This window comes from Streptomyces sp. NPDC006997, assembly GCF_040635175.1.
In the GTDB taxonomy this organism is placed as follows: Bacteria; Actinomycetota; Actinomycetes; order Streptomycetales; family Streptomycetaceae; genus Streptomyces.
Genome location: NZ_JBEYHH010000014.1, coordinates 96,205 through 119,045, shown reverse-complemented (window position 1 = coordinate 119,045; position 22,841 = coordinate 96,205). Strand labels below are relative to the sequence as shown.

The 22,841-nt window shown below is 74.1% G+C and carries 17 protein-coding genes; 4 read left to right on the top strand and 13 right to left on the bottom strand.

What is annotated here, in order from left to right:
- Positions 1-4: 4 nt before the first annotated feature.
- The 5 genes from ABZ659_RS16185 to ABZ659_RS16165 are packed head-to-tail and all read right to left on the bottom strand — an operon-like array spanning position 5 to position 4,549.
- Entirely contained in the window at positions 5-571 is a 567-nt protein-coding gene (locus tag ABZ659_RS16185) for a hypothetical protein (RefSeq protein ID WP_360219305.1), read from the bottom strand.
- Positions 572-622: 51 nt separating this feature from the next.
- A complete protein-coding gene (locus tag ABZ659_RS16180) occupies positions 623-1,477 on the bottom strand; it encodes an amidohydrolase family protein (protein WP_360219303.1) in 855 nt (284 codons plus the stop codon).
- Entirely contained in the window at positions 1,474-2,469 is a 996-nt protein-coding gene (locus ABZ659_RS16175; protein WP_360219300.1) for an aldo/keto reductase, read from the bottom strand. Before ABZ659_RS16175 ends, ABZ659_RS16180 begins: the two co-directional genes overlap by 4 nt.
- The gene (locus tag ABZ659_RS16170) at positions 2,466-3,221 is read right to left on the bottom strand and encodes an SDR family oxidoreductase (RefSeq protein ID WP_360219297.1); all 756 of its coding nucleotides are present in this window, start codon (positions 3,219-3,221) and stop codon (positions 2,466-2,468) included. Before ABZ659_RS16170 ends, ABZ659_RS16175 begins: the two co-directional genes overlap by 4 nt.
- Positions 3,218-4,549 (bottom strand): enolase C-terminal domain-like protein, encoded by a 1,332-nt coding sequence (locus ABZ659_RS16165; protein ID WP_360219294.1) that lies wholly within the window; start codon positions 4,547-4,549, stop codon positions 3,218-3,220. Before ABZ659_RS16165 ends, ABZ659_RS16170 begins: the two co-directional genes overlap by 4 nt.
- A gap of 157 nt (positions 4,550-4,706) precedes the next feature.
- Between ABZ659_RS16165 and ABZ659_RS16160 the strand changes: the two genes are divergently transcribed.
- A complete protein-coding gene (locus ABZ659_RS16160; RefSeq protein ID WP_360219292.1) occupies positions 4,707-5,420 on the top strand; it encodes a FadR/GntR family transcriptional regulator in 714 nt (237 codons plus the stop codon).
- 13 nt (positions 5,421-5,433) lie between these two features.
- Here the strand turns inward: ABZ659_RS16160 and ABZ659_RS16155 are convergent, their stop codons facing one another.
- Positions 5,434-8,445, bottom strand: a complete 3,012-nt coding sequence (locus tag ABZ659_RS16155) for a glycoside hydrolase family 38 C-terminal domain-containing protein (RefSeq protein ID WP_360219289.1) — start codon at positions 8,443-8,445, stop codon at positions 5,434-5,436.
- Between the two features lie 87 nt (positions 8,446-8,532).
- Between ABZ659_RS16155 and ABZ659_RS16150 the strand changes: the two genes are divergently transcribed.
- The gene (locus ABZ659_RS16150; RefSeq protein WP_360219286.1) at positions 8,533-12,807 is read left to right on the top strand and encodes a trypsin-like peptidase domain-containing protein; all 4,275 of its coding nucleotides are present in this window, start codon (positions 8,533-8,535) and stop codon (positions 12,805-12,807) included.
- Between the two features lie 438 nt (positions 12,808-13,245).
- Positions 13,246-14,601, top strand: a complete 1,356-nt coding sequence (locus ABZ659_RS16145) for an amidase family protein (protein ID WP_360219283.1) — start codon at positions 13,246-13,248, stop codon at positions 14,599-14,601.
- Here the strand turns inward: ABZ659_RS16145 and ABZ659_RS16140 are convergent.
- Positions 14,598-15,080, bottom strand: coding sequence for a GNAT family N-acetyltransferase (locus tag ABZ659_RS16140; protein WP_360219280.1), 483 nt, complete (start codon positions 15,078-15,080; stop codon positions 14,598-14,600). The genes ABZ659_RS16145 and ABZ659_RS16140 overlap by 4 nt on opposite strands.
- Positions 15,081-15,136: 56 nt before the next feature.
- A complete protein-coding gene (locus ABZ659_RS16135) occupies positions 15,137-15,310 on the bottom strand; it encodes a hypothetical protein (protein ID WP_360219277.1) in 174 nt (57 codons plus the stop codon).
- Positions 15,311-15,779: 469 nt separating this feature from the next.
- On the opposite strand from ABZ659_RS16135, the gene ABZ659_RS16130 reads away from it, so the two are divergent.
- Complete coding sequence (locus tag ABZ659_RS16130; RefSeq protein WP_360219274.1) at positions 15,780-16,265, top strand: metal-dependent phosphohydrolase; 486 nt, start codon at positions 15,780-15,782, stop codon at positions 16,263-16,265.
- Here ABZ659_RS16130 and ABZ659_RS16125 read toward each other — a convergent pair.
- From ABZ659_RS16125 to ABZ659_RS16105, 5 genes are all read right to left on the bottom strand, one after another.
- Positions 16,244-17,719 carry an SDR family NAD(P)-dependent oxidoreductase gene (locus ABZ659_RS16125; RefSeq protein WP_360219271.1) on the bottom strand — a complete coding sequence of 492 codons (1,476 nt, stop codon included), beginning with the start codon at positions 17,717-17,719 and terminating at the stop codon, positions 16,244-16,246. The two genes, ABZ659_RS16130 and ABZ659_RS16125, sit on opposite strands and share 22 nt — an antisense overlap.
- 103 nt (positions 17,720-17,822) lie before the next feature.
- Positions 17,823-19,142 (bottom strand): wax ester/triacylglycerol synthase family O-acyltransferase, encoded by a 1,320-nt coding sequence (locus ABZ659_RS16120; protein WP_360219268.1) that lies wholly within the window; start codon positions 19,140-19,142, stop codon positions 17,823-17,825.
- Between the two features lie 145 nt (positions 19,143-19,287).
- Complete coding sequence (glgC, locus tag ABZ659_RS16115) at positions 19,288-20,508, bottom strand: glucose-1-phosphate adenylyltransferase (protein WP_360219265.1); 1,221 nt, start codon at positions 20,506-20,508, stop codon at positions 19,288-19,290.
- An 87-nt stretch (positions 20,509-20,595) separates the two neighbouring features.
- The gene (gene glgA, locus ABZ659_RS16110; protein WP_360219556.1) at positions 20,596-21,741 is read right to left on the bottom strand and encodes a glycogen synthase; all 1,146 of its coding nucleotides are present in this window, start codon (positions 21,739-21,741) and stop codon (positions 20,596-20,598) included.
- Positions 21,742-21,817: 76 nt separating this feature from the next.
- On the bottom strand, positions 21,818-22,576 hold the full coding sequence (locus ABZ659_RS16105) for a (2Fe-2S)-binding protein (RefSeq protein ID WP_360219262.1): 759 nt from the start codon (positions 22,574-22,576) through the stop codon (positions 21,818-21,820).
- Positions 22,577-22,841 lie beyond the last annotated feature (265 nt).

Genomic DNA, 22,841 nt, shown 5'->3' with positions numbered 1-22,841 from the left:
GGACTCAGCGCAGCGCGGGCGGGGTGGGCGGCTCCGGTGGTGCGATCCCGGTGGTCCTGGGCGACGGCTCCCACAGCTCGCAGCGGGAGGCAGACGCGCTGAGCGCGATCCCCGCGCCCTCGGGGACCTCGCCCGCGGCCAGGAACATCGTCCACTGGCCCTTGCTCATGGTCCAGCCGTAGGCGCCGTCCTCCTCGACCGGGAGGTCGCCGTCCACCAGCCAGCCACGGCCCTCCAGGACAGCGCGGACCCGTTCGGTCCTGACGCGTTCCGGCTCGCTCTCCGTCTGGAGGAAGGCGTACGCGTCGCAGAGGTTGACCTTGTCCCGAAGGCGGCCGGGCACCTCGACGAACCGCAACCGCCCCTCCCCCGCCGCCTGGGCCGCCGCGCGGATGTCACGGCGCACCTCCCGGCTGGTCACCGCAGCCGTGTCCACGTCCGTGCCCGTGGCCTCGGCCGCACGCGCGCTCGCGGTGGGCTTCTCCGCCGCCCCGTCACCGCCACCACCACCGCAGCCGGTCAACGCCACGGCCACCGCCAGCACCGCGACGGTCGCTCCCACCCCACGCATGGCCCACCCCTGCCTCATCACCGAATATGCCAGGGAGTCTGACACAGGGGGCTACTCCGCCCGTGAGAGCCCGTACACCCGGCTGGCCGTGCCGCCGAGGACCGCCGCTCGCTCGCTCCTGCCCAGGCCGGTGAGCAGGTCGCCCGTCAGCTCGACGACGTCGCCGTAGGGCGCGGCGAGGGTGCACACCGGCCAGTCGGAGCCGAACATCAGGCGGTCGGGGCCGAAGGCGTCCAGGGCCGTGTCGGCGTACGGGCGGAGCGCGGCGGCGTTCCGGGAGTGCGGGGCGGCCTCGGTGAGGAGGCCGGAGAGTTTGGCGACGGTGTGGGGGAGGGCGGCGAGGGCGCGCAGGGCGGTGGCCCAGGGTTCGAGGTGGCCGTCGGCGACGGGCGGCTTGCCGAGGTGGTCGAGGACGAAGGTGAGGGAGGGGTGCTCGGCGGCGGCGCGGGCGCAGGCGGGGAGTTGGTGGGGCCGTACGACGAGGTCGTAGGCGAGTCCGGCGGCGGTCACGGCGGTCAGGCCCCGGCGTACGTCGGCGCGCAGCAGCCAGTCCGGGTCGGGCTCGTCCTGCACCTGGTGCCGGATGCCCTTCAGGTACCGCCCGCCGGGGAGTTCCCGGAGCCGGGCGATCTCGTCGGCGGCGTCGGGGCGGGTGAGGTCGGTCCAGCCGACGACACCGGCGACCAGGTCGTGGTCGGCGGCCAGGGCGAGGAGTTCGGGGGTCTCCTCGGGCACGGTGACCGTCTGGACGAGGACGGTGCGGGAGACTCCTGCGGCGCGGGCGGGTCGTTCGAGGTCGGCCGCGGTGAAGTTCCGCCGCAGCGGGGCGAGTCCGGGCGCGTTCAGCCAGGGCTGGTCCCGGACGGAGAGGTCCCAGACGTGGTGGTGGGCGTCCACGCCGGTCATGACGGCGTCTCCGTGGCGGGCACGGGGGCGTCCGGCGGGAGCAGGCCGCTCTCCCTCAGCTCCCGCCAGAAGGCCGCGGGCACCGGGGCGCGGAACTGCTCGGCGCAGTCGTCGGCCTCGGCGGCCGAGCGGGCCCCCGCCAGCACGCTCACCACGGCCGGGTGGGCGGCGCAGAAGGCGAGGGCGGCGGCGCGCAGGGTGGTGCCGTGCCGGGCGGCGACGGACCTCAGGCGCAGGGCGCGGTCCAGCAGCTCGGGCGGCGCGGCGGCGTAGTCGTAGCGGGCGCCCGGCCGGGGGTCGGCCAGCAGCCCGGAGTTGAAGGCGCCGCCGATGACGACCGCCGTACCGCGGTCCACTGCCGTGGGCAGCAGGTCGGTGAGGGCGGACTGGTCGAGGAGGGTGTAGCGCCCGGCGCACAGCACCACGTCGACGTCGGTGTCGCGCACGAAGCGGGTCAGCATCGGCGTCTGGTTCATGCCCGCGCCGATCGCGCCGACGACGCCCTCCGCGCGCAGCCGCTCCAGCGCCGGGTAGCCCTCGCGGAAGGCCACTTCGGCGTGGTCGTCGGGGTCGTGCAGGTAGACGATGTCGACGTGGTCGACGCCGAGCCGTTCGAGGCTGGCGTCGAGGGTGCGGCGGATGCCGTCGGCGGTGAAGTCCCAGACGCGGCGGTGGGTGGCGGGGACGGCGAAGCCGCCTGCGAGGTCGTCGCCCGGGGCCGCGTCACCGGTGGGTTCGAGGCGGCGGCCGACCTTGGTGGAGAGGGTGAACTCGCCGCGCGGGTGGTCGCGCAGGGCCGCGCCGAGGCGGCGTTCGGCGAGGCCGAGGCCGTAGTGCGGCGCGGTGTCGAAGTACCGGACGCCCTGCCGCCAGGCGGCGGTGACGGCCTGGTGGGCCTCCTCGTCGCTCACCACCGTGTAGAGGTTGCCCATGCCGCCCGTGCCGAGCCCGAGGGCGGTCACCTCGACGCCCCTGCCCGCGAGCGCGTTCACCGGGTCACCGGCCGCGTACGCAGGCCCTGCATCCCGCCGTCCACGGCGAGGGCGGTGCCGGTGGTGGCGCCGGACAGCGGGCTGGCGAGGTAGGCGACGGCGCCCGCGACCTCCGCCGCCGACACCAGCCGTCCCGTGGGCTGGCGGGCCTCCAGCGCGGCGCGTTCGGCGGCCGGGTCGTCGGCCGCGTCCAGCAGACGGCCGACCCACGGGGTGTCCACGGTGCCCGGGTTGACGCAGTTCACACGGATCCCCTCGCGGACGTGGTCGGCGGCCATCGCCAGGGTCAGGGAGAGCACGGCCCCCTTGGTCGCACTGTAGAGCGCGCGCTGCGGCAGCCCCGCGGTGGCCGCGACGGAGCAGGTGTTCACGATCGCGGCGTGCGCGGAGCGCCGCAGGTGCGGCAGCGCGGCCCGCGCCACCCGGACCATGCCGACCACGTTGACGTCGAGGACGCGGTGCCACTCGGCGTCGTCGTTGTCCTCGACGGTCCCCCGGGCGCCGGTCCCGGCGTTGTTCACCAGCACGTCGAGGCCGCCGAGGTCGGCGACGGCCGCCGCCAGCGCCGTACGGACGTCGTGGTCGTCGGTGACGTCGGCGCGGTAGCCGAGCAGCGGCGGGCCGACCGCTGACGGGTCCAGGTCGAGTACGGCGACCCGGGCGCCGCGTGCCGCGAGGAGTTCGGCGGTGGCCCGGCCGATGCCGGAGGCGCCGCCGGTGACCAGGGCCGTCAGGCCCGTGAAGTCGCTCATGCCGTCGTCCTCCCCGCCGCGGTGGCCCAGTAGGCGCCGTCCGGATAGGTGTACCGCGCGAGCGACTCCGGCCGCATGGCGGCCGAGAAGCCCGGCGCGGTGGGTGCCGTGTAGTGCCCGTCCCGGATCACCACCGGGTCGAGGAAGTGGTCATGCAGATGGTCGACGTACTCGACGACCCGGTCCTCGGTGGTGCCGGAGACCGCCAGGTAGTCGAACATCGCCAGGTGCTGGACGAGTTCGCACAGGCCGACGCCGCCCGCGTGCGGGCAGACCGGCACGCCGAACTTGGCGGCGAGCAGCAGGACGGCGAGGTTCTCGTTGACGCCGCCGACGCGGGCGGCGTCGAGTTGGACGACGTCGACGGCTCCGGCCTGGAGCAGCTGCTTGAACACGATCCGGTTCTGGGCGTGTTCCCCGGTGGCGACCCTGACCGGGGCGACGGCGCGGCGGATCGCGGCGTGGCCGAGGACGTCGTCGGGGCTGGTGGGCTCCTCGATCCAGTACGGGTCGAACGCCGCGAGCGCCCGGGTCCAACGGACCGCCTCGGCCACGTCCCAGCGCTGGTTGGCGTCGACGGCGATACGGATGTCCGGGCCGACCGCGGCGCGGGCCACCCGGCAGCGGCGGACGTCGTCGGCGAGGTCGGCGCCCACCTTGAGCTTGATCTGCCGGAAGCCGTCGGCGACCGCGCGGGTGGCGAGCAGGGTGAGCTTGGCGTCGTCGTAGCCGAGCCAGCCCGGCGAGGTGGTGTAGGCGGGGTAGCCGCGCGCGGTGAGCGTCTCGCGGCGCTGCTCGACGCCCGCGCGGGCCCGGCGCAGGAGGGCGAGGGCCTCGTCGGGGGTGAGCGCGTCGGTGAGGTAGCGGAAGTCGGTCTGGCTGACGATCCACTCGGGGTCGGCGTCGGCGAGGAGCCGCCACAACGGCTTGCGGGCCCGCTTGGCGGCCAGGTCCCAGGCGGCGTTGACGACCGCGCCCACGGCCATGTGCATCACGCCCTTCTCCGGTCCTAGCCAGCGCAGTTGGCTGTCGCCGGTCAGGTCGCGGTACAGGCTGCCCGGGTCGTCGCAGAGCGCGGCGACGGACCGGCCGAGCAGGTGCGGGCGGAGCGCCTCGACCGCGGCGGTCTGCACCTCGTTGCCCCGCCCGATGGTGAAGGTGAACCCGTGCCCCTCGTGCCCGTCGCCCGCGTCGGTGCGCAGCACGACGTAGGCCGCCGAGTAGTCGGGGTCGGGGTTCATCGCGTCGGAGCCGTCGAGTTCGAGGGAGGTGGGGAAGCGGACGTCGTAGGTGTCGACGGTGGTGATACGGGCGGAGGTCGGTGGCACGGAGGGCCTTTCGGTCCGAGGCGTCGGGGACAGCGACCCTCCTTACTTATCAGACCACTTCCCCCCGAGAACACCCCACAGCGGTCAGAACCTGCGCATTGGTCGGACCACTTGCCTCGCTAGACTGCCCCGCACCGACGCCAGGAGAAGCAACGACGTGGACAAGACGGAGACGAGCGGCCCGGGGCGCGGCACGGTCACCCAGCGCGCCATCGAGGAGATCAAGGCGATGATCGCCGAGGGCCGACTGGAGCCGGGCCAGCGGCTGCCCACCGAACGCGAGCTGGCGGCCCGACTCGGCATCTCCCGCAGCTCGACGCGGGAGGCCATCCGCGCCCTCACCGTCCTCGGCGTCCTCCAGGCCCGGCACGGCTCCGGCATCTACGTCACCCGGCTGGAGGCCGGGGACCTGCTGGAGACCTTCGGGGTGGTCGCCGACCTGTCGCGCGGGCCGCGGCTGGTGGAGCTGCTGGAGATCCGGCGCGTCCTGGAGTCCACGGCGACCGCGCTCGCCGCCGCCCGGATCACCCCCGACCAACTGGCGGAGGTGGAGCGGCACCTGACGGCGATGGACGCCACCGACGACCCCGAGCTGATCCTCGCCCACGACCTGGCCTTCCACCGGGCGATCGCGGTGGCCGCGGGCAACGGGACCCTGGCCGCGATCCTGGACGGCCTGTCCTCCCGCACCTTCCGCGCCCGGGTCTGGCGCGGCTACCAGGAGGCGGGCGCCTTCGACCGCACCCGCCGCGAACACGCCGCGATCCACCGCGCCCTGACCGCCCGCGACCCGGAGGCCGCCCGAGCGGCGGCGGCGGCGCACGTCGGCGAGGTGGAGACCTGGCTGCGGTCCCACCTCACCGACGACTGAACCGGTACGGGTCTCAGGCCCGCGCCAGCCGCAGCGTCACCAACTGGAACGGCCGCAGCCGTACGGTGATCCGCTCGCCGTCCCGCTCCACGCCCCCGCCCTCCAACGGACGCTCAAGCAGGTCGGTCAGCACCGCCCCCGCCACCGCGAACCCGGCGGTCAGCGTGGCCCGCGCCCGCCCGCCGTGGGCCTCGTGGCACCGCACCACCACGTCACCGCTGCCGTCGTCGGCGAGCTTCACGGCCGTGACCACCACCGCGTCCCGGTCCACCGACACCAGCGGCGCGACCGGCCCGGCGCCCTCCCGCCGCCGCTGCGGCAGGTTGACGCGCCACCCCTCACGCACCGCGTCCCCGATGCTGGCGCCCGGCACCAGGGCGTGCCGGAAGCGGTGGACGCCCTGGTCGGTCTCGGGATCGGGGAAGCGCGGGGCGCGCAGCAGCGAGGCGCGGACCGTGGTGGTCGTACCACCGTCCTCACGGACCGTGCGGGTGACGTCGTGGCCGTACGTCGAGTCGTTGACGACGGCGACACCCCAGCCCGGCTCCGCCACCCGCACGAAGCGGTGGTTGCACGCCTCGAACCTGGCCGCCTCCCAGCTGGTGTTGGTGTGGGTGGGCCGGTGGACGTGCCCGAACTGCGTCTCGGAGGCGTACCGCTCGGCGTGCACGTCGAGCGGGAACGCCAGCTTCAGGAACTTCTCCGTCTCGTGCCAGTCCACCTCCGTGTCGACCACCAGCTGCCGTTCCCCCGGCGGCAGCGACAGCACCTGGGTGACGCGGGAGGCGCCGAAGGACCGGACGACGCGCACGGAGACGCCGTCCTCACCGGCCGTGACCGACTCGGCGTCGGTCAGGTCGGTGACGGTGTTGCGGTAGAACTCGTCGACGTCCCAGGCGTCCCACATGTTGGGGAAGTCGGTGTGCAGCTGGAGCAGGTTGGCGGCGGCGCCGGGCGCGACGGCCTCCCGGTCGGCCTCCACGTCGTACGCGGAGACGACGAGGCCGCGCCCGTCGATCTCGACGCGCAGATGGCCGTTGTGCAGGACGTGTCCGCCGCCGGGCCGGTCGGCGAGCGTGGTCCGGCCCTCGGTGGTGGGGGTGGCCGCGGCGCCCGCCGGTACGCCGTCACGGGTGTGCGGCGCCGCGTTGAAGGTGAGCGGGACGGTTCCGGTCCCGGCGAGGGCGCCCTGCGCGGCGTCGATGATCCCCTCCAGCTCCCCGGCGATCCGCGCGTAGGTGGCGCGGGCCTCGCGGTGCACCCAGGCGATGGACGAGCCGGGCAGGATGTCGTGGAACTGGTGCAGCAGCACCGTCTTCCAGATCCGGTCCAACTCCTCGTACGGGTACGGGAACCCGGTGCGCACGGCGGCCGTCGCCGCCCACAGCTCGGCCTCCCGCAGCAGGTGCTCGCTGCGCCGGTTGCCCTGCTTGGTCTTCGCCTGGCTGGTGAGGGTGGCCCGGTGCAGTTCGAGGTACAGCTCACCGACCCAGACGGGCGGATTCCGGTACTCGGCCGCGGCCTTGGCGAAGAAGGCGGACGGTGTCTCCCACACCACCGTGGGCGAGCCCTCCAGGTCGCGCAGCCGGGCCGCCTTGGCGACCATCTCGCGGGTGGTGCCGCCCCCGCCGTCGCCGAAGCCGGTGGGCACGAGGGAGTGCCGGGCGACGCCCTTGTCCTGGAAGTTGCGGACGGCGTGCGCGAGCTGGGCGCCGTGCATGGTGCAGTTGTAGGTGTCGACGGGCGGGAAGTGGGTGAGGACCCGGGAGCCGTCGATGCCCTCCCAGAGGAACGTGTGGTGCGGGAACCTGTTCGTGCGCGACCAGGAGATCTTCTGCGTCAGCAGGTACCTGGTGCCCGCCGCCCGGATGATCTGCGGGAGCCCGGCGGCGAAGCCGAAGGTGTCGGGCAGCCACGCCTCGTCGTTCTCGACGCCGAACTCGTCGAGGAAGAACCGCTTGCCGTGCGTGAACTGCCGGGCCATCGCCTCCGAGCCGGGCATGTTGGTGTCCGACTCCACCCACATGCCCCCGGCGGGCACGAACCGCCCGTCGGCCACCGCCTTCTTCACCCGCGCCCACACCTCGGGCCGGTGCTCCTTCACCCACGCCCACTGCTGCGCCTGCGACATGGCGAAGACGAAGTCCGGCTCGTCGTCGAGGAGGGCGGTCATGTTGGCGGTGGTGCGGGCCACCTTGCGGACCGTCTCACGCAGCGGCCACAGCCACGCCGAGTCGATGTGCGCGTGCCCGACCGCGCTGATCCGGTGCGCGGAGGGCACGGCGGGGGCGGAGAGCACGCCGGTGAGCCGGGCGCGGGCGGCGTCGGCGGTGCCGCCCACGTCCTGGAGGTCGAGGGCGTCGAGCGCGGCGTCGACGGCGCGCAGGATGTCGTAGCGGCGGGGCGACTCCCCCGGCAGCTCCGCCATCAGCTCACCGAGCACCTCCAGGTCGAGGACCAGGTGCCACACGGTCTCGTCGAGGACGGCGAGGTCCATGCGGGCGAGCGTGTACTGCGGTTCGTGGCCCGCGGTCTCCCTCTCCCCCAGCGGCGTCGGACGGAAGCCCCGCCCGCCGAGGACGACGGGGTTGGAGGCGGCCTCGACATGCAGCCGCACCTCTTCCCCGCCCGCCACGGGCGCGCCGATCCTCACCCACTGGTTGCGCGGGTTGAGCCCCTTCACGGGGGTGCCGTCGGGCCGGTACACGAGGCCCTCGCACTGGAAGCCGGGCATGTTCTCGTCGAAGCCGAGGTCGAGGACGGCCTCGACGGTCCGCCCGGCCCACTCCTCGGGCACGGTGCCGGTGACCCGGAACCAGCTCGTCCCCCAGGGCACGCCCCAGCGGGCGCCCACCTCGATCGGCTCCGGCGGCGCCGCCAGCCCCTCGGCGACCGGGACGGGCTCGCCGGGGGCGTGCCAGACGGCCACCTGGAGCGGCACGGACTCGGGGTAGACGGCGGGGCGGACGCGTTCGTCGAGGACGCGTCGCAGGCGGGCTTCGACGAGGCTGCGGTCGTCATGCATGTCGGTACAGCTCCCCTGCGGCAGGTGGTTCGAACCACCCGGGCCGCTACGATGAGCGGTCCGTCCGACGAGCGTGGAGGGGCACGGGTGGTGGACGCCTGGAAGGGCGCGCTGAAGGCCGCGACGGTCGCGCTCGACCGGCCCGACGGCGGTGGCGGCACGGGTTTCGTGCTCGCACCCGGTGTGGTCGTGACCTGCGCCCACGTGGTCACGGGCACGGACACGGTACGGGCCCGGATCGCGTCGACCGGCCACGACGTCACCCTGAAGGTCACCCCCGACGACCGCTACCACGCGGCGAACGGCCTGGACCTGGCGGTCCTGCGCGGCGAGATCGACGGGGTCTCGCCCGTCCTCATCTCCCCCCACGCGTCCCTGGGCGACCCCGTGTCGGTCTACGGCCATCCCCGCGGCGACTTCCGCGCCGGGCAGTGGGCGGTCCTGGAGTACCAGGGCGACTCCCGGCTGACGTTCGACGACGACGCGATAGCGATGCCGCGGGTGTACGGCACCCCGGTGGGCGAGGGCTTCAGCGGCAGCCCCGTCGTCAACCACCGCACGGGCGCGGTGTGCGGCATGATCACCACCGCCAACGCGGCGGGCAGCGCCCACATGGTCCCGGTGGCGGAGATCCTCGCCCGGTGCACGGTGCCGGACCCGCCGGTCGGCTGGCTGAACACCCTCACCGACGAGCAGTTGCGGGCCGGGGAGCTCCGGTACCCGGGCCCCGCGCTCCGGGACTATCTGGCGGCGGCCCGGGACGGCGCGGACGAGCACCCGTACGCCTCACTCCTGACGGACGTGGGCGACGTACCGCTGTCCCGGGTGTACGTGCGGCAGGAGGCGTCGAAGCCGGGTGGGGAAGCGGCGGCCCGGTCCGCGGAGAGGGAGGAGACCGCCGCCGAGAGCGTGCTGGAGTCCGACCGCCATGTCCTGTACACGGGCGGCGCGGGCTCGGGGAAGTCCAGCCTGCTGCGGCACGTGACGCTCACCGCGGCGACGGCGTGGCTTGAGGACCCCGGCCAGGCGCCGCCGTACCTGCCGGTGCGGGTCACCGCCGACCAACTGCTCGACCTGCCCTTCCCGGAGGCCGTGGCGGCGGCGGTCGCCCGGGACCTGCCGGGCCTGCGGCGCTCGCTGCCCGCCGACGTCTTCACCGGCGCGCCCCTGCCCTCCGTGGACTGGCTGGTCTGCGTCGACGGCCTCGACGAGGTCCTCGACCCCGAGGCCCGGCGCGAGGTGATCAAGCGGCTCCAGCGGTGGGCGCGGGAGCCGTACCTGCGGTTCGTCGTGGCCAGCCGGTCGCTGCTGCACGCGGACATGGACCGGCTGAGCGCGCTGCGGCGGTACGCCCTGCTGCCGCTCGGCGACGAGGAGATCAGCGGGGTCGCCCTGGCGTGGTTCACGGCGCTGAAGGTGCCGGACGCCGAGCGGCGAGCCACCGAGCTGGTCGCCGAGGTCCGCCACGGGCGGCTCGGCGAGGTGTCCCGCAACCCGCTGACCCTGACGATGATCTGCGTCGTCGCGGCCCTGTCCGAACTCCCGCGCAATCCGGCCAAGCTGTACGGCCGGTTCGTCGGCATCCTCCGGGAGAAGGGGGCGCAGCGCCTCAGCCGTACCGCCGAGCGGGGCCACGGCATCACGCCCGACCTGCTGGACCGTATGCACGAGGTGCTGCGGCTGGTGGCCGAGCAGCGGCAGGGCGGCGACGCGCGGCCCCTGCTCGACCAGGTCCTCGAACAGCTCGCGCCCGAGGCGCCGCCCAGGGACCTGGTGCTGCGCGCCCTGACCTTCACCGGGCTGGTCACCCAGCGCGGCGGGGAACTGGCGTTCCCGCACCAGACCGTGCAGGAGTACCTCGCCGGGTGCGCGACCGCCGAACGGCTCAGCCCTAAGGACCCCGAGGCCCTGCGCATCATCCGCGAGGAGATCGCCGCCGAACGACCCAACGTGGCCCTGTTCATGGCCGCGCACTGGCACGAACGGGGGATGCCGCTCGGGGAGTTCCTGCGCACGGCGGTGGACAACGGGGGCTGGCGGGACCTGTTGCTGTGCGCGACGATCCTGAGTGATGGGCTGGTGGTGGACCAGGGGTTGACGGCGCGGTTCGCTCGGGCGGTGCTGAAGCTGTACGGCCGCTCCGTGTCCGTGGGCGATCTCAGTGTGCCCAGCGTGCTCGACCGGCTGTTCGCGGTGCTGGAGCCACCTAAGCTGCGCGCCATCGTCGACGACCCGGCCGTCCCGCACGAGCCGCGCACCGACGCCCTGCGGCACTACGTACGCCGGGACGCGGACCGGGCAGCCGAGCTGGCCGCGCGGCTCGCCGACGACACCGGCCTGCCCAGCGCCCAACGGATCCAGGCGACCCAGCTCCTCGCCGACGCGGGCGATCCCGCCGGGGCGGTCCACCGCCTGCTCGCCCTCGTCCGCGACCCGGACCTGCTGCCCAGCCAGCGGTGTCAGGCCGCGGTCGCGCTGTTCGGGCTGGACCAGCCGACCGGACTGACGGCGTTCCGCGAGGTGCTGGGCACGATCGAGTTCCCCGCGCTCGCGGTCGAGACCTTCCGGCCTCACCTGGCGACCGTCCAGGACCGGGCCGCGTGGGCCGAACTCACCGACGCGCTGGCCGGGAACCCGGCGATGGGTGACCCCGGCTCCCCCAAGTACCGCTATCTGACCGGCACGCTGCGCTCCGGCCCGGACGAGGAGAACGCCCTTCATCTGTGCAACGACCGTTCGCTGCCCCTCCACCTCCGCTACAAGGCGAGTTGGCGGCTGCGGAAGTCCGGGGGAAGCGCGGAACGGACCGCGGAACAGACCCTGGCGTCCGACATCCTCACCGACCCGGCGGTGGCGGAGACCACCGCCTACACCGCCGTCGTCATGTGCGAGGACCACGACCTGATCGAACGCACCGCGCGTGACGAGCGGTTCCCCACCTACACGCGGGTGGAGGCCGTCACGCGCCTGGTGCAGGTCGGCCGGCACCAGGCCGCCGAGGAGTGCGCGGAGGAGCTGCTCAGCCAGCCGCTGGAGCCCTGGTACGTAGGCCACCTCGCCCGTTCCTTCCAGGACCTCGGCTTGTCCACGCGGCATCGGCAGCTCCTTCTGGGCCTCCTGACCGACCCGGCGTTGCCCGTGGGCGACCGGGTGCACTTCACCGACGTGCTGATCCGTCCGGGCGAAGCGGAGTCGGTACGGGACGTCCTCACCCGGCTCGCGGCGGACCCCGGCATCAGCGGCAGCGACAGGCTGCTCGCCCTCACCCAGATCCCGCATCCGGATCCCGCCGCGGAGGGCGACGCCCTCGCCGCCATGGCGGGCGACACCGCGTTGCCCGGCTCGGTACGCCGGAACGCGGCACGGCGGCTCCTGAACGCGGGTCGCCGGGGCACCGCGTCGGCCCTGTTGCGCGGTATCGCCGAGGACTCCGGCACCGGCCGGGCGCAACGTGTCGCCGCCCTGGCGGACCTGGCCGAGGTCGACATCCGGGGGGCCTCCGACGCGCTGCACCGGCTCCTCGATGACGCCGCGCTGCTCGACGAACACCTGTACCGGCTGCTGGAACTCGCCGACGCCCTGCACCCGGACGCGGCCCTGTGGGAGCGGCTGCACGGCCTGCTCGCCGACGAGACCGTGCCCGCCGCCTCCCTGCTGTCCATCGAGGCCCGCTGCCAGCGCCGGACGGCACTCGCCCCCCCTGCTGCGGGCCCGGCTGAACCGGCTGGCCGACGATCCCGGCATGGATCCGGAGGACCGGGCCGAGGCCAGCGCGCGTTCCGTGGGACTGGTGCCCTACCCACGGTGGAGGGCCCGGATGACGGGGCTGAGCGCGGACCCCCTGCACCGGCTGAGCCTGCACCTGGCGGCGGGTCGGTGCTCCTCGTCCGGCATCTACCCGGCGGTGTGGGAGAACCTCACCTACGGCGTGGGCGGCGAGCCGTTCACCGTCGAGTCGGGCGCCCTGGCGGGCGTCGACGCCCAGGAGGCCGTATCGCGGTGGCTCGACCTGGTGGCCGAGCGCTCCCCCAGCGCCCTCACCGACCTGCGCCGCGTCGCCCTGCTCATGCACGAGCACCCGGAGGCCGGTCGGCTGCACGACCTGCTCCTCGACTGGGCCAGGGACCCGGAGGCGCCGCTCACGGAGCGGATCACGGCGGCCGAGATCGGGGGCGGCTTCCCCGAGGCACCCTGGTACGACCTCGCCGCCACCCCCGCCACCCCGCCCCGACTCCGCGTCACCATCTGCCGCTCCCTCCCCACCAGCGGCGCCCACAACCGCATCCCCCTCACCCGAGCCCTCGCCGCCGACCCCTCCGCCCCGCTCCCCGCCCGCGCCCAGGCCGCCGCCCTCCTCGCTGAGGACCTCGGTGAGGAGGGCCGCCGTATCCTCCACGACCTCTCCTCCCCCGCCACCACCGACCCCGAGGCCCACCTCGCCGCCGCCTCCGCCTGGGAGGAGCTGGACATCGGCTCGGAGGCCGTCGCCGCCTACCGCCGGGTCCTCGACGGCGCCGACCACCCGGCCGCCGCCCGCGTCACCGCCGCCACCGCCCTCACCCGGTACCGTGCCTGGCGCAGGCCCGCGACCCGGGCCCTGGCCGCGATCCTCAACGACCCCGACGCCCCCACCCCCACCCGCCTCGACGCCGCCGAACGCCTCGTCACCGCCCACGAGTCCGCCGAGGCCCATCTGGGCCTGTTCCGCCTCACCCGCGCCGCGACGCCCCGCCTCTCCCCCGAGGACCGCGCCCGCGCCCTGCGTCTTCTCCCTCCCGACCTGCACCCCGAGGAGCCCACGTGACCGACTGGACCGGCCGCACCGCCGTGGACATCGCCGCCGCCGTACGGGACAAGCGGGTCACACCGAGGGAGGTGGTCGAACAGCACCTCCGTCGGATCCGGGAGTGGGACGGCCGGATCGGCGCCTTCCGGGAGGTACGGGCCGAGCGGGCGCTGATCGAGGCGGACGAGACCGGTGCCCGGGGTGACCTGGCCGAACTGCCCCTCGCGGGCGTCCCCGTGGCCGTCAAGGACAACCTCGCCGTGCGCGGGGAGGCGACCCGCGTCGGCTCGGCCGCGACGCCGGACACGCCCGCCGCCGAGGACCATGTCACCGTCGCCCGGCTGCGGGCGGCCGGGGCGGTGGTCGTGGGGCTGACGAACGTGCCCGAACTGTGTGTCTTCGGCACCACGGACAGCCCGTACGGCACCGCGCGCAACCCGTGGGACACCACCCGGTCGGCGGGCGGGTCCTCCGGAGGCAGTGCCGCCGCCGTGGCCGCGGGCATGGTGCCGGTCGCGCTCGGCAACGACGGCATGGGCTCGCTGCGCATCCCCGCCGCCAACTGCGGTCTCGTCACCGTGAAGCCGGGGCACGGAGTGGTCCCCGCGGGGATCGGCGAGGGCGACTGGTTCGCCATGGCGGAGAACGGGCCGCTGGCCACGACGGTCGAGGACACCGCCCTGGCGCTCTCCGTGCTGGCGGACGCCGACTACGCGCCGAGCGGCACCCTCGGCAGCCTCCGCGTCGCCCTCTCGCTGCGCAGCCCGCTCGCCGGGATCACCGTCAGTGAGCCGTATACGAGCGCCGCGCGGGACGCCGCGGGCGTGCTGATGCGGGCGGGGCACCTGGTGCGCCGGGCCGACCCGCCGTACCCGGCGTCGCTGGGCGTCACCGCGCTCACCCAGTGGACGGCGGGCACGGCGGTGGACGCGCGCGACCTCGACCCGCGGCTGCTGGCCCGGCGGACGCGTGTCCACGCGGCGGTGGGGAGGCCGTTCGTGGACCGGGCGCGGGAGGGGCGGGCCCGAACGGCGCTGCGCCAGCGTCTGGAGCCGTTCTTCGGCGCGTACGACGTGCTGCTCACCCCGGCGCTGGCCCGGCGGGCCCCGCGGGCGGCGGAGTGGCACGAGCGGGGCTGGCTGCGCAACCTCGTCGCCAACTCGGCGTACTCGCCGTTCACGCCGCCGTGGAACCTGGTCGGCTGGCCCGCGCTGGTCGTGCCGCTGGGCACGCTGCCCTCGGGCGCGCCCACCGCCGTGCAGTTGGTGGGGCGGCCGGGGTCGGAGGCGGCGCTGCTGGGGCTGGCGGCGGGGATCGAGCGGGCCCGGCCGTGGCGGCGTACGGCGCCCCTGGACCAGCCTGTGGACTAGAGGGCGCGGTACATGACGTGCAGGCCGACGAGGCCGTGCTTCGGGTGGTCGTACGCCTGCGGAACCGTGCCGAGGACGGTGAAGCCGAGGGACTTCCACAGGGTGACCGCCGGGTTGGTCTCGACGACGGCGTTGAAGACCATGCCGCGGTAGCCGTGGGCCTTGGCCTCCGCGAGGACGTGTTCGGCGAGGGCGCGGCCGATGCCGCGTCCGGCGTGGTCGGGGTCGACCATGAAACCGGCGTTGGCGAGGTGGGCGGCGGGGCCGCCGTAGTTGGGGGCGAGGTAGGCGGAGCCGACGACGGCGCCGGTGGCGTCCTGGGCGACGTACACCCGTTTGGCCGAGTGCATCCACAGGGCGCGGGCCGCGGGCTCGGTGGTGTCCGGGTCCCAGGCGTAGGTCTCGGCGGCGGCGACGATGCGGTGCCAGAAGGGCCAGACGCGCGGCCAGTCGTCGGCGGTGGCTTCCCTGATCAGCATGGGCGTGAGTCTGGCACGCCCATGCTGGGCGGCGATCGCGAGGGGACGTCCCGGGGTCAGTCCACGCTGGGCAGGATGTGGGGCTCGGCGAGGTCGTCCTCGTAGCCCGCGAGTCGGATGGGGGCGGACCGGGCCCACACGTCGAGGCTGCCGATCTCGCCGGGCCTGCGGCTCGCGCGTTCCGGGCGTTCCTTGGGGCGTTGGTCGCGATTCGTCTTCTCCGGTGTCACCGCGCACTCCTTATGTGTCGGGTAACCCTCGGGACGTGCCGTCCGGCCGCGCTCCGGCCGCCCGGTGCCCTCGGGTCCTGGTGGAAACAGTCGGACGCGGTGGCGCCGGCAAGTCGCGGGAGAGCGGGCCGTGGTGTACCGGCTTGTCCCGGGACGGACCGTGGGTTGGGTGGAGCCCCGTACTGCTGTCCGTCCGCTACAGATTAACCAAATGAGCGGGCCTCCGCTCGATGGGGCTGAAAACAAGGTGTAACTATGCCAAGTCGAAACGTATGCGCTTCGCACCGTTCTGCGCCTGTTCGTTACATGATGCCCGGCCCGCCGACCACCCGCTCGGCCTATCCGGTCGAACGTCGCTTCGATACCTGTGTGGCGGACGGGCCCTCAGTTCAGGTCCCGTTGGCCCGTCCGCAAGCTGCTCATGATTGCGTGGCTTTCCGCTACGGCTGTCTCGCGGGAGGACGGACGCATGGAAGTGCGCGGCGTCGGGGAGCTGATGGAGCTGCTGTACGTCTGCGAACGGCGCGACCACGCGCTGCGGACGGCGGCGCTGCTGCGCCGAAGTCGCCCCGCCGACAAGGAACTCCAGGTGGCGGGGCTGGTGCAGGTACTCGCTGAGACGCCGCCCCGCGGCGACGCGGCCCGCGCCGCCGACGCCGTGCGGTCGCTGCTCGGCGAGCGGGTCGCGCGGCTGGTGTGGCTGCACGCGCCCGCCGAGCGGTACCTCGCCGCCGTCTCGTCCCCGGCGGGCGCGCCGGGCGCCGGGAACGGCGCGATGTCGCCCGCCGAGGCCGCCGCGTTCGCCCGTGACCCGCTCGCCGACGACGCCCTGACCCTGCGCCAGGCGCACGAGGCCGCCGCGGTGCCGGGTCTTGACGCCGGTGTCCTGGAGGACTGGCGTACGGTCCTGGAGCTGGTGGCGGCCCGGACGGTTCACCACTTGCCGGGCGCGTAGTCCTTCAGGAAGACGCCGTACAGGTCCTCGCCCTGCTCGCCGCGGACGATGGGGTCGTAGACGCGGGCGGCGCCGTCGACGAGGTCGAGCGGGGCGTGGAAGCCCTCCCCGGCGAGGCGGACCTTGTCGGGGTGCGGGCGCTCGTCGGTGATCCAGCCGGTGTCGACGGCGGTCATGAGGATGCCGTCCTTGTCGAACATCTCCTGGGCGCTGGTGCGGGTCAGCATGTTCAACGCGGCCTTGGCCATGTTGGTGTGCGGGTGCCCGGCGCCCTTGTAGCCGCGGGCGAAGACGCCCTCCATGGCGGAAACGTTGACGATGTAGGTGCGGCGGGAGGCGGCCGACGCCATCGACGGGCGCAGGCGGCTGATGAGGATGAAGGGGGCCGTGGAGTTGCAGAGCTGCACCTCCAGCAGCTCCACCGGGGTGACCTCCTCCACCGTCTGCACCCAGCTGTTGGTGTCGTGCAGGTCGGGCACCAGGCCGCCCGCGTCGATGGCGGTTCCGGCGGCGATCCGCTCCAGGGAGGCGGAGCCGGAGACCAGGGCGAGGTCGGTGACGTCCTGCGCGGTGAGCGCGCCGCCGCCCGCGACGGGCAGCGCGGCGACCGCGCCGGAGCCGAAGGTGCCGATCACCTCGGCGGCGGGCAGCTCACCGGCGGGCAGCGGGGCGGACTCGGCGGCGACGAGTTCGCCGTACGCCTGCGGGGAGCGGCGTACGGTCTGCGCGGCGTTGTTGATGAGGATGTCGAGCGGGCCCTCGGCGGCCACCGAGTCCGCGAGCGCGACGACCTGGGCGGGGTCGCGCAGGTCGATGCCGACGATCTTCAGCCGGTGGATCCAGTCGGCGCTGTCGGGCTGGGCCTTGAAGCGGCGGACGGCGTCGTTCGGGAACCGGGTGGTGATGGTGGTGTGGGCACCGTCACGCAGCAGCCGCAGCGCGATGTACATGCCGATCTTGGCCCGGCCGCCGGTGAGCAGCGCGCGCTTGCCGGTGAGGTCGGCGCGGGCGTCGCGGCGGGCGCGGTTGTCGGCGGCGCACTGCTGGCAGAGCTGGTGGTAGAAGTAGTCGACCTCGACGTAGCGCTGCTTGCAGATGTAGCAGGAGCGGGGGCGCTGGAGTATCCCCGCGATCTGGCCCTCCTCGGTGCGGGAGGAGGGCAGGATGCCCTCGGTCTCGTCGTCGATGCGTTCGGCGGAGCCGGTCGCGGTGGCCTCGGTGACGGCCTTGTCGTGGGCGGTCTTCGCGGCCCGGCGCTCCTGGCGGCGGCGCTGTTTGACCGTGCGGTAGATATGCGAGGTCGCCCGGCGGATCCGGATCGCGTCGGGGTGGTCGACGTCGAGCGTGTCGAGTTCCTCCAGCACGCTGAGGCAGACGGCGAGCCGTTCCGGGTCGATGCCGGGGCCGTGGACGACCTCTTCCGTGGTCGTCGCGGAGTCGTCTGTCACCGTCATGGCCGCTGCCGTTCCCTGGTCTGCCGTCGTGGCGCGCTGCTCGCACCGCATTCGAACAGGGGATTTTACGGAGCGGTGGGCCCTGCCGCCAAACCCGTGGTGATCACGGGTCGCAGACGGCGGTGAGCGCCGCCACCTCCTCGGTGACCGCGCGGGCCAGCAGATCGAGGTCGGGGACGGCCTCGGCGTCGGCGACGAGCCCGTAGTGCACGCCGCCGCGGTACGTCGAGACGGCGACCGCCAGGGACTGGCCGCGGGCGAGCGGGGCGTAGGGGTAGACGGCGGTGAGCCGGTGGCCGCCGAGCTTCAGGCCGAGGCCGGGCAGCGGCACGCTGGTGACCAGGATGTCGAACCACAGCCGGGCGGCCTGCGCGACCAGCGGTCCGCCGAGCCGGTGGCCGAGGGCGGGGACGTGGTCGGCGAGCAGGGCGACGGCGCCCGCGCCGCGGCCGGGGCCCGCGTCCTTGTTGCGGTCCATGGCGGTCCGCACGGCGGCGAGCCGGGCGAGCGGGTCGGGGTCGCCGACGGGAAGCCTTATCAGGTACCCGGAGAGCCGGTTGCCCGGTGGGTGGGCGGTGCGCGGGCGGCGTGTGGAGACGGGGATCAGGGCGCGCGGCGCGACGCCGTCGCTGCCGTCACCGCGCTGGTCGAGCCAGCGGCGCAGGGCACCGGCGACGACCGCGATCACCACGTCGTTGACGGTGCCGCCCTCCGCCTTGCGGATGCGGTGGACGTCGTCGATGTCGACGACCACCCCGGCGGTACGGCGGCTGCCGCTGGGTGCGGAGGTCAGCGCGGGGGTGGTCTTCATGCCGAGGGTGGAGACGGCGACGGAGGCGCCGATGTCCAGGGCGCGGCCGACGTCGGAGAGGGCGCCGCGCAGCATCCCGGGGAGGCCGCGCACGTCGGGCAGCGGGCCGCGGGCGGGTTCGGGGGGCCGGGGGCGGCGGGTCGGCAGGTCGGTGGGGTCGAGGACGGCGGCGGCCAGGGCCAGGGCGCGCAGTCCGTCGGCGAGGGCGTGGTGGAACTTGAAGAGGACGGCGAACGACGTCCCGTCCGTGCCGGGCAGTACGTGCGCCTCCCAGGGGGGCCGTCCGCGTTGCAGCGGGCGCTGCATGAGACGGCCCGCGGCCTGCTGGAAGTCACCGGTGGGGGCGTGCAGCCGGACGTGGTCGAGGGGGTCGAAGTGGGGGTCTGGCTCGCGGGCTGCGCCGCCGAAGGCGAGCGGTCGCCAGCTGTCGCGGATGCGCATCCTGAGGCCCGGCACGGCGGCGGCGCGGGCGGCGAGCAGGTCGGCCGCGTGGGCGCCCGCGGTGGGTGAGTGCGCCGCGAAGACGCCGAGCGCGCCCAGGTGCATGGGGTGGCGGTCGGAGTCGATGTTCCAGAACGCCAGGTCGAGGGGTGCGAGCGGGTCGGAAGTCAATGGCTTGCCTCGCGACGACGACGGTGAGCCAGCAGTTAATCGCGATCGGGCGATTACGGTCAAGTACGATCACGCTACGCACAGTTAACATCATGTGACGAGGGCGCGCGCGACGACCGCCGCCGAACGGTCGGAGGAAACCCCCCTACGGGACCCGCTGCCCCTTCCCCAGCGCGATCACCCCGCCCTGGGACACGGTGTACAGCTCGGCGTCCCGCTCCGGGTTGACGCCGATCGTCGCGCCGGGCGGTACCTCCACGTTCTTGTCCAGCACCGCCCCGCGCACCACGGCGCCCCGCCCGATGTGCACGTTGTCGTGCAGCACCGAGCCCTGCACCACCGCCCCCGGGTCGACCAGCACCCCCGGCGACAGCACGGACCGGGTCACCTGCCCGCGGATCAGGCACCCCGCGCTGATGATCGACTCGCTGGCGATGCCGCCCGCGTTGAACCGCGCCGGGGAGAGCTGGTTCGAGTGGGTGTATATCGGCCAGCTGCGGTTGTAGAGGTTGAAGGCGGGCCGCTCGGCGATCAGGTCCATATGGGCGTCGTAGTACGCGTCCAGCGTGCCCACGTCCCGCCAGTAGCCCTGGTCGCGGGTGGTCTCGCCGGGGACGTGGTTCTCGCTGAAGTCGTACAGCTGGGCCTCGCCGCGCTCGGTGAGCTGGGGCAGGATCGAACCGCCCATGTCGTGCACGGAGTCCGGGTCCTCGGCGTCCCGCTGGAGCGCCTCGATCAGGGCCTTGGTGGTGAAGACGTAGTTGCCCATCGAGGCGAAGACGCAGTCGGGGCTGTCCGGCAGTCCGGGCGGGTCGGCGGGCTTCTCCAGGAACCGCTCCACCGTCAGCCCGTCGGACCCCGGCGTGATCACCCCGAACGACGGCGACTCGGCGCGCGGCACCCGGATGCCCGCCACCGTCACCCCGGCGCCGGACTCGATGTGCTGGGCGAGCATCTGGCGCGGGTCCATCCGGTACACGTGGTCGGCGCCGAACACGGCGACGTACTCCGGCCGTTCGTCGTAGACCAGGTTCAGCGACTGGAGGATGGCGTCCGCGCTGCCGAGGTACCAGCGCGGGCCGAGCCGCTGCTGCGCCGGGACGGGTGTGACGTAGTTGCCGAGCAGGCTCGACATCCGCCAGGTGGTGGTGATGTGCCGGTCCAGCGAGTGCGACTTGTACTGCGTCAGCACGCAGATGCGCAGGATGTCGCCGTTGACGAGGTTGGAGAGCACGAAGTCGACGAGCCGGTAGGTGCCGCCGAAGGTCACCGCGGGTTTCGCGCGGTCCGCGGTGAGCGGCATCAGCCGCTTGCCCTCCCCGCCCGCCAGCACGATCCCGAGTACCGAAGGTCCTCCACGACGCATGGCCGCCCCTCCCTCACCCTGGTTGACCGATGAGTGCCCCGTGGGGTGAGGGAGTAAGCCTGTTCGAGAAGTCGGGGGTGTGTTCGGTTACTTCAGGGTCTCCTCGTACAGCCGCACCGTGCGCCGCGCCACCGTGTCCCAGCCGAACTCCCGCACCGCGCGCTCCAGTCCGGCCCGGCCCATCAGCGAGGCCGCCGCCGGGTCGCCGAGCACGGTGTCCAGCGCGCGGGCGAGGCCCGCCTCGAAGTCGTCGTCGACGGGCACCAGCAGACCCGTCTCCCCGTCCTCGACCACCTCCGGGATCCCCCCGACCCGGGACGCCACCACGGGCGTCCCGCACGCCATCGCCTCCAGGTTGACGATGCCGAGCGGCTCGTACACCGAGGGGCAGACGAACACCGACGCGTGGGTGAGGAGCTGGATCACCTCCGGGCGCGGCAGCATCCGCGGGATCCAGTGCACCCCGTCGCGTACGGCGCTCAGCTCCGCGTACAGCTCCTGGAACTCCCGCTCGATCTCCGGGGTGTCGGGGGCGCCCGCGCAGAGCACCACCTGCGCCGCCGGGTCGATGTCCCGTACGGCGCGCAGCAGGTGCGGCACGCCCTTCTGGCGGGTGATGCGGCCGACGAACAGCACGTAGGGGCGGCCCGGGTCGACGCCGAGGCGCTCCAGGACGTCGGTGCCGGGGTCGGGCCGGTACAGGCCGGTGTCGATGCCGTTGTGCACGACGTGCACGCGGGCCGGGTCGAGCGCCGGGTAGCAGGCGAGGATGTCCTCGCGCATCGCGCCGGAGACGGCGATCACCGCGTCGGCGGCCTCGATCGCGGTGCGTTCCGCCCAGCCGGACAGCGCATAGCCGCCGCCGAGCTGCTCCGCCTTCCAGGGCCGCAGCGGCTCCAGTGAGTGCGCGGTCATCACGTGCGGCACGCCGTACAGCAGCTTGGCGAGGTGCCCGGCGAGGTTGGCGTACCAGGTGTGCGAGTGGACCAGTTCGCGGCCCTCCAGGGCGGCGGCCATCGACAGGTCCACGGAGAAGGTGCGCAGCGCGTCGTTGGCCTCGTCGAGGGCGGGCCAGGGCCGGTGGCGTACGACGCCCGTGGCGCGGCCCTCGCCCCAGCAGTGCACGTCGAGGTCGACCAGGGAGGTCAACTCCCGGGCGAGGAACTCCACGTGGACGCCCGCGCCGCCGTACACGTCCGGCGGGTACTCCCGGGTCAGCAGTCCGACTCGCACCCGCGACTCCCTGGCTCGGCGGCTGGTGTCCACATGGTCACCCATGAGGGCGCGGGTACGGAAGACCGCAGGGGCCTCAGGAGTCGTCCGGCGCCCGGGTGAAGCAGCAGTCGCCGCACAGGCCGCCGCCGGGCACCCGGTAGTACAGACAGCAGCTGCGGCGCCGGAAGGCGGTGCCGGTGAGGGTGCCGGTCCCGGTGAGCCGGGGGTGGGCGAGGAGCCGCCGGGTGAGGGCTGCGGCGCGCTCGGCGACCCGGGGGCGGCCGTGGGCGTGCGCCCAGCGGTCCAGCTCGCAGGCGGCGCCGGTCAGCGCGGAGGCCGCGTTGCCCCACAGCAGCCCGTTGGCGAGCCGGTACCGGTCGCGCAGCAGCGCGGCGAGGGGTGCGAGGTGGGCGTCCAGCACGACCGCCGCGACGGTCCCCGCGTCGCCGGGCAGCGGGCGCACCCCGGCCAGCCACAGGTCGTCGGGGGCGCTGGCGTCGGCGTCCCAGCGCAGCCGCCCGGGGTCGAGGTCGGGGACGCGCCCGTACACGGCGGCACAGCCGAGCGCCGTCGACCAGAGCCGGGCGGCCAGGCCCAGGTGGGCCACGGAGGCGGCGGTCCGCGGTTCCTGGGTACCCAGGGAACAGGCCACCTTCCGTACCCGGAAGCCGACGGAGTCGCCGTGGGTACCCGACGTTGTGCCGCCGTAGACGTCGGCGAGGGTCGGGAGCCCGGCGTGCCGCGCGTCCGCCGGGTCCGCCGGGTCCGCCGGGTCCGCCGGGTCCAGGATCGTCCTCAGGACGAAGAAGCCGCCCAGCGGGGTGAGGGCGTCAAGTCGGGAATCGAGTTCCACTACTTCCGCTGATTTCGCCGCTGCTTCCGGGTCTTCCGCTCCAAGGGCCACGAGGGCAGTCCTACCAGGGCCCTCAGGGGTCCTGGTCAGGGGGCCGGACGGGTCTGTCACCCGACCTGGGGATGACAGGGGTGAGGTCGTACTCCATCGGCAGTAGGACCCAATGCCTGCTCAGGGACGACGACGGGAACAGTTTTGGGAGGCATGGTGTTGGCTATGGAAGCCGACCGTTCGCCGCGCCGGGTGAAGCGCACCCGCCTCACGC

Excerpts from the sequence above, each read along its gene's own strand:
- ABZ659_RS16185 (WP_360219305.1), bottom strand. The coding sequence starts at position 571 with ATGCGTGGGGTGGGAGCGACCGTCGCGGTGCTGGCGGTGGCCGTGGCG.
- ABZ659_RS16180 (WP_360219303.1), bottom strand. The coding sequence starts at position 1,477 with ATGACCGGCGTGGACGCCCACCACCACGTCTGGGACCTCTCCGTCCGG.
- ABZ659_RS16170 (WP_360219297.1), bottom strand. The coding sequence starts at position 3,221 with ATGAGCGACTTCACGGGCCTGACGGCCCTGGTCACCGGCGGCGCCTCC.
- ABZ659_RS16155 (WP_360219289.1), bottom strand. The coding sequence starts at position 8,445 with ATGCATGACGACCGCAGCCTCGTCGAAGCCCGCCTGCGACGCGTCCTC.
- ABZ659_RS16140 (WP_360219280.1), bottom strand. The coding sequence starts at position 15,080 with ATGCTGATCAGGGAAGCCACCGCCGACGACTGGCCGCGCGTCTGGCCC.
- ABZ659_RS16130 (WP_360219274.1), top strand. The coding sequence starts at position 15,780 with ATGGAAGTGCGCGGCGTCGGGGAGCTGATGGAGCTGCTGTACGTCTGC.
- ABZ659_RS16125 (WP_360219271.1), bottom strand. The coding sequence starts at position 17,719 with ATGACGGTGACAGACGACTCCGCGACGACCACGGAAGAGGTCGTCCAC.
- glgC (WP_360219265.1), bottom strand. The coding sequence starts at position 20,508 with ATGCGTCGTGGAGGACCTTCGGTACTCGGGATCGTGCTGGCGGGCGGG.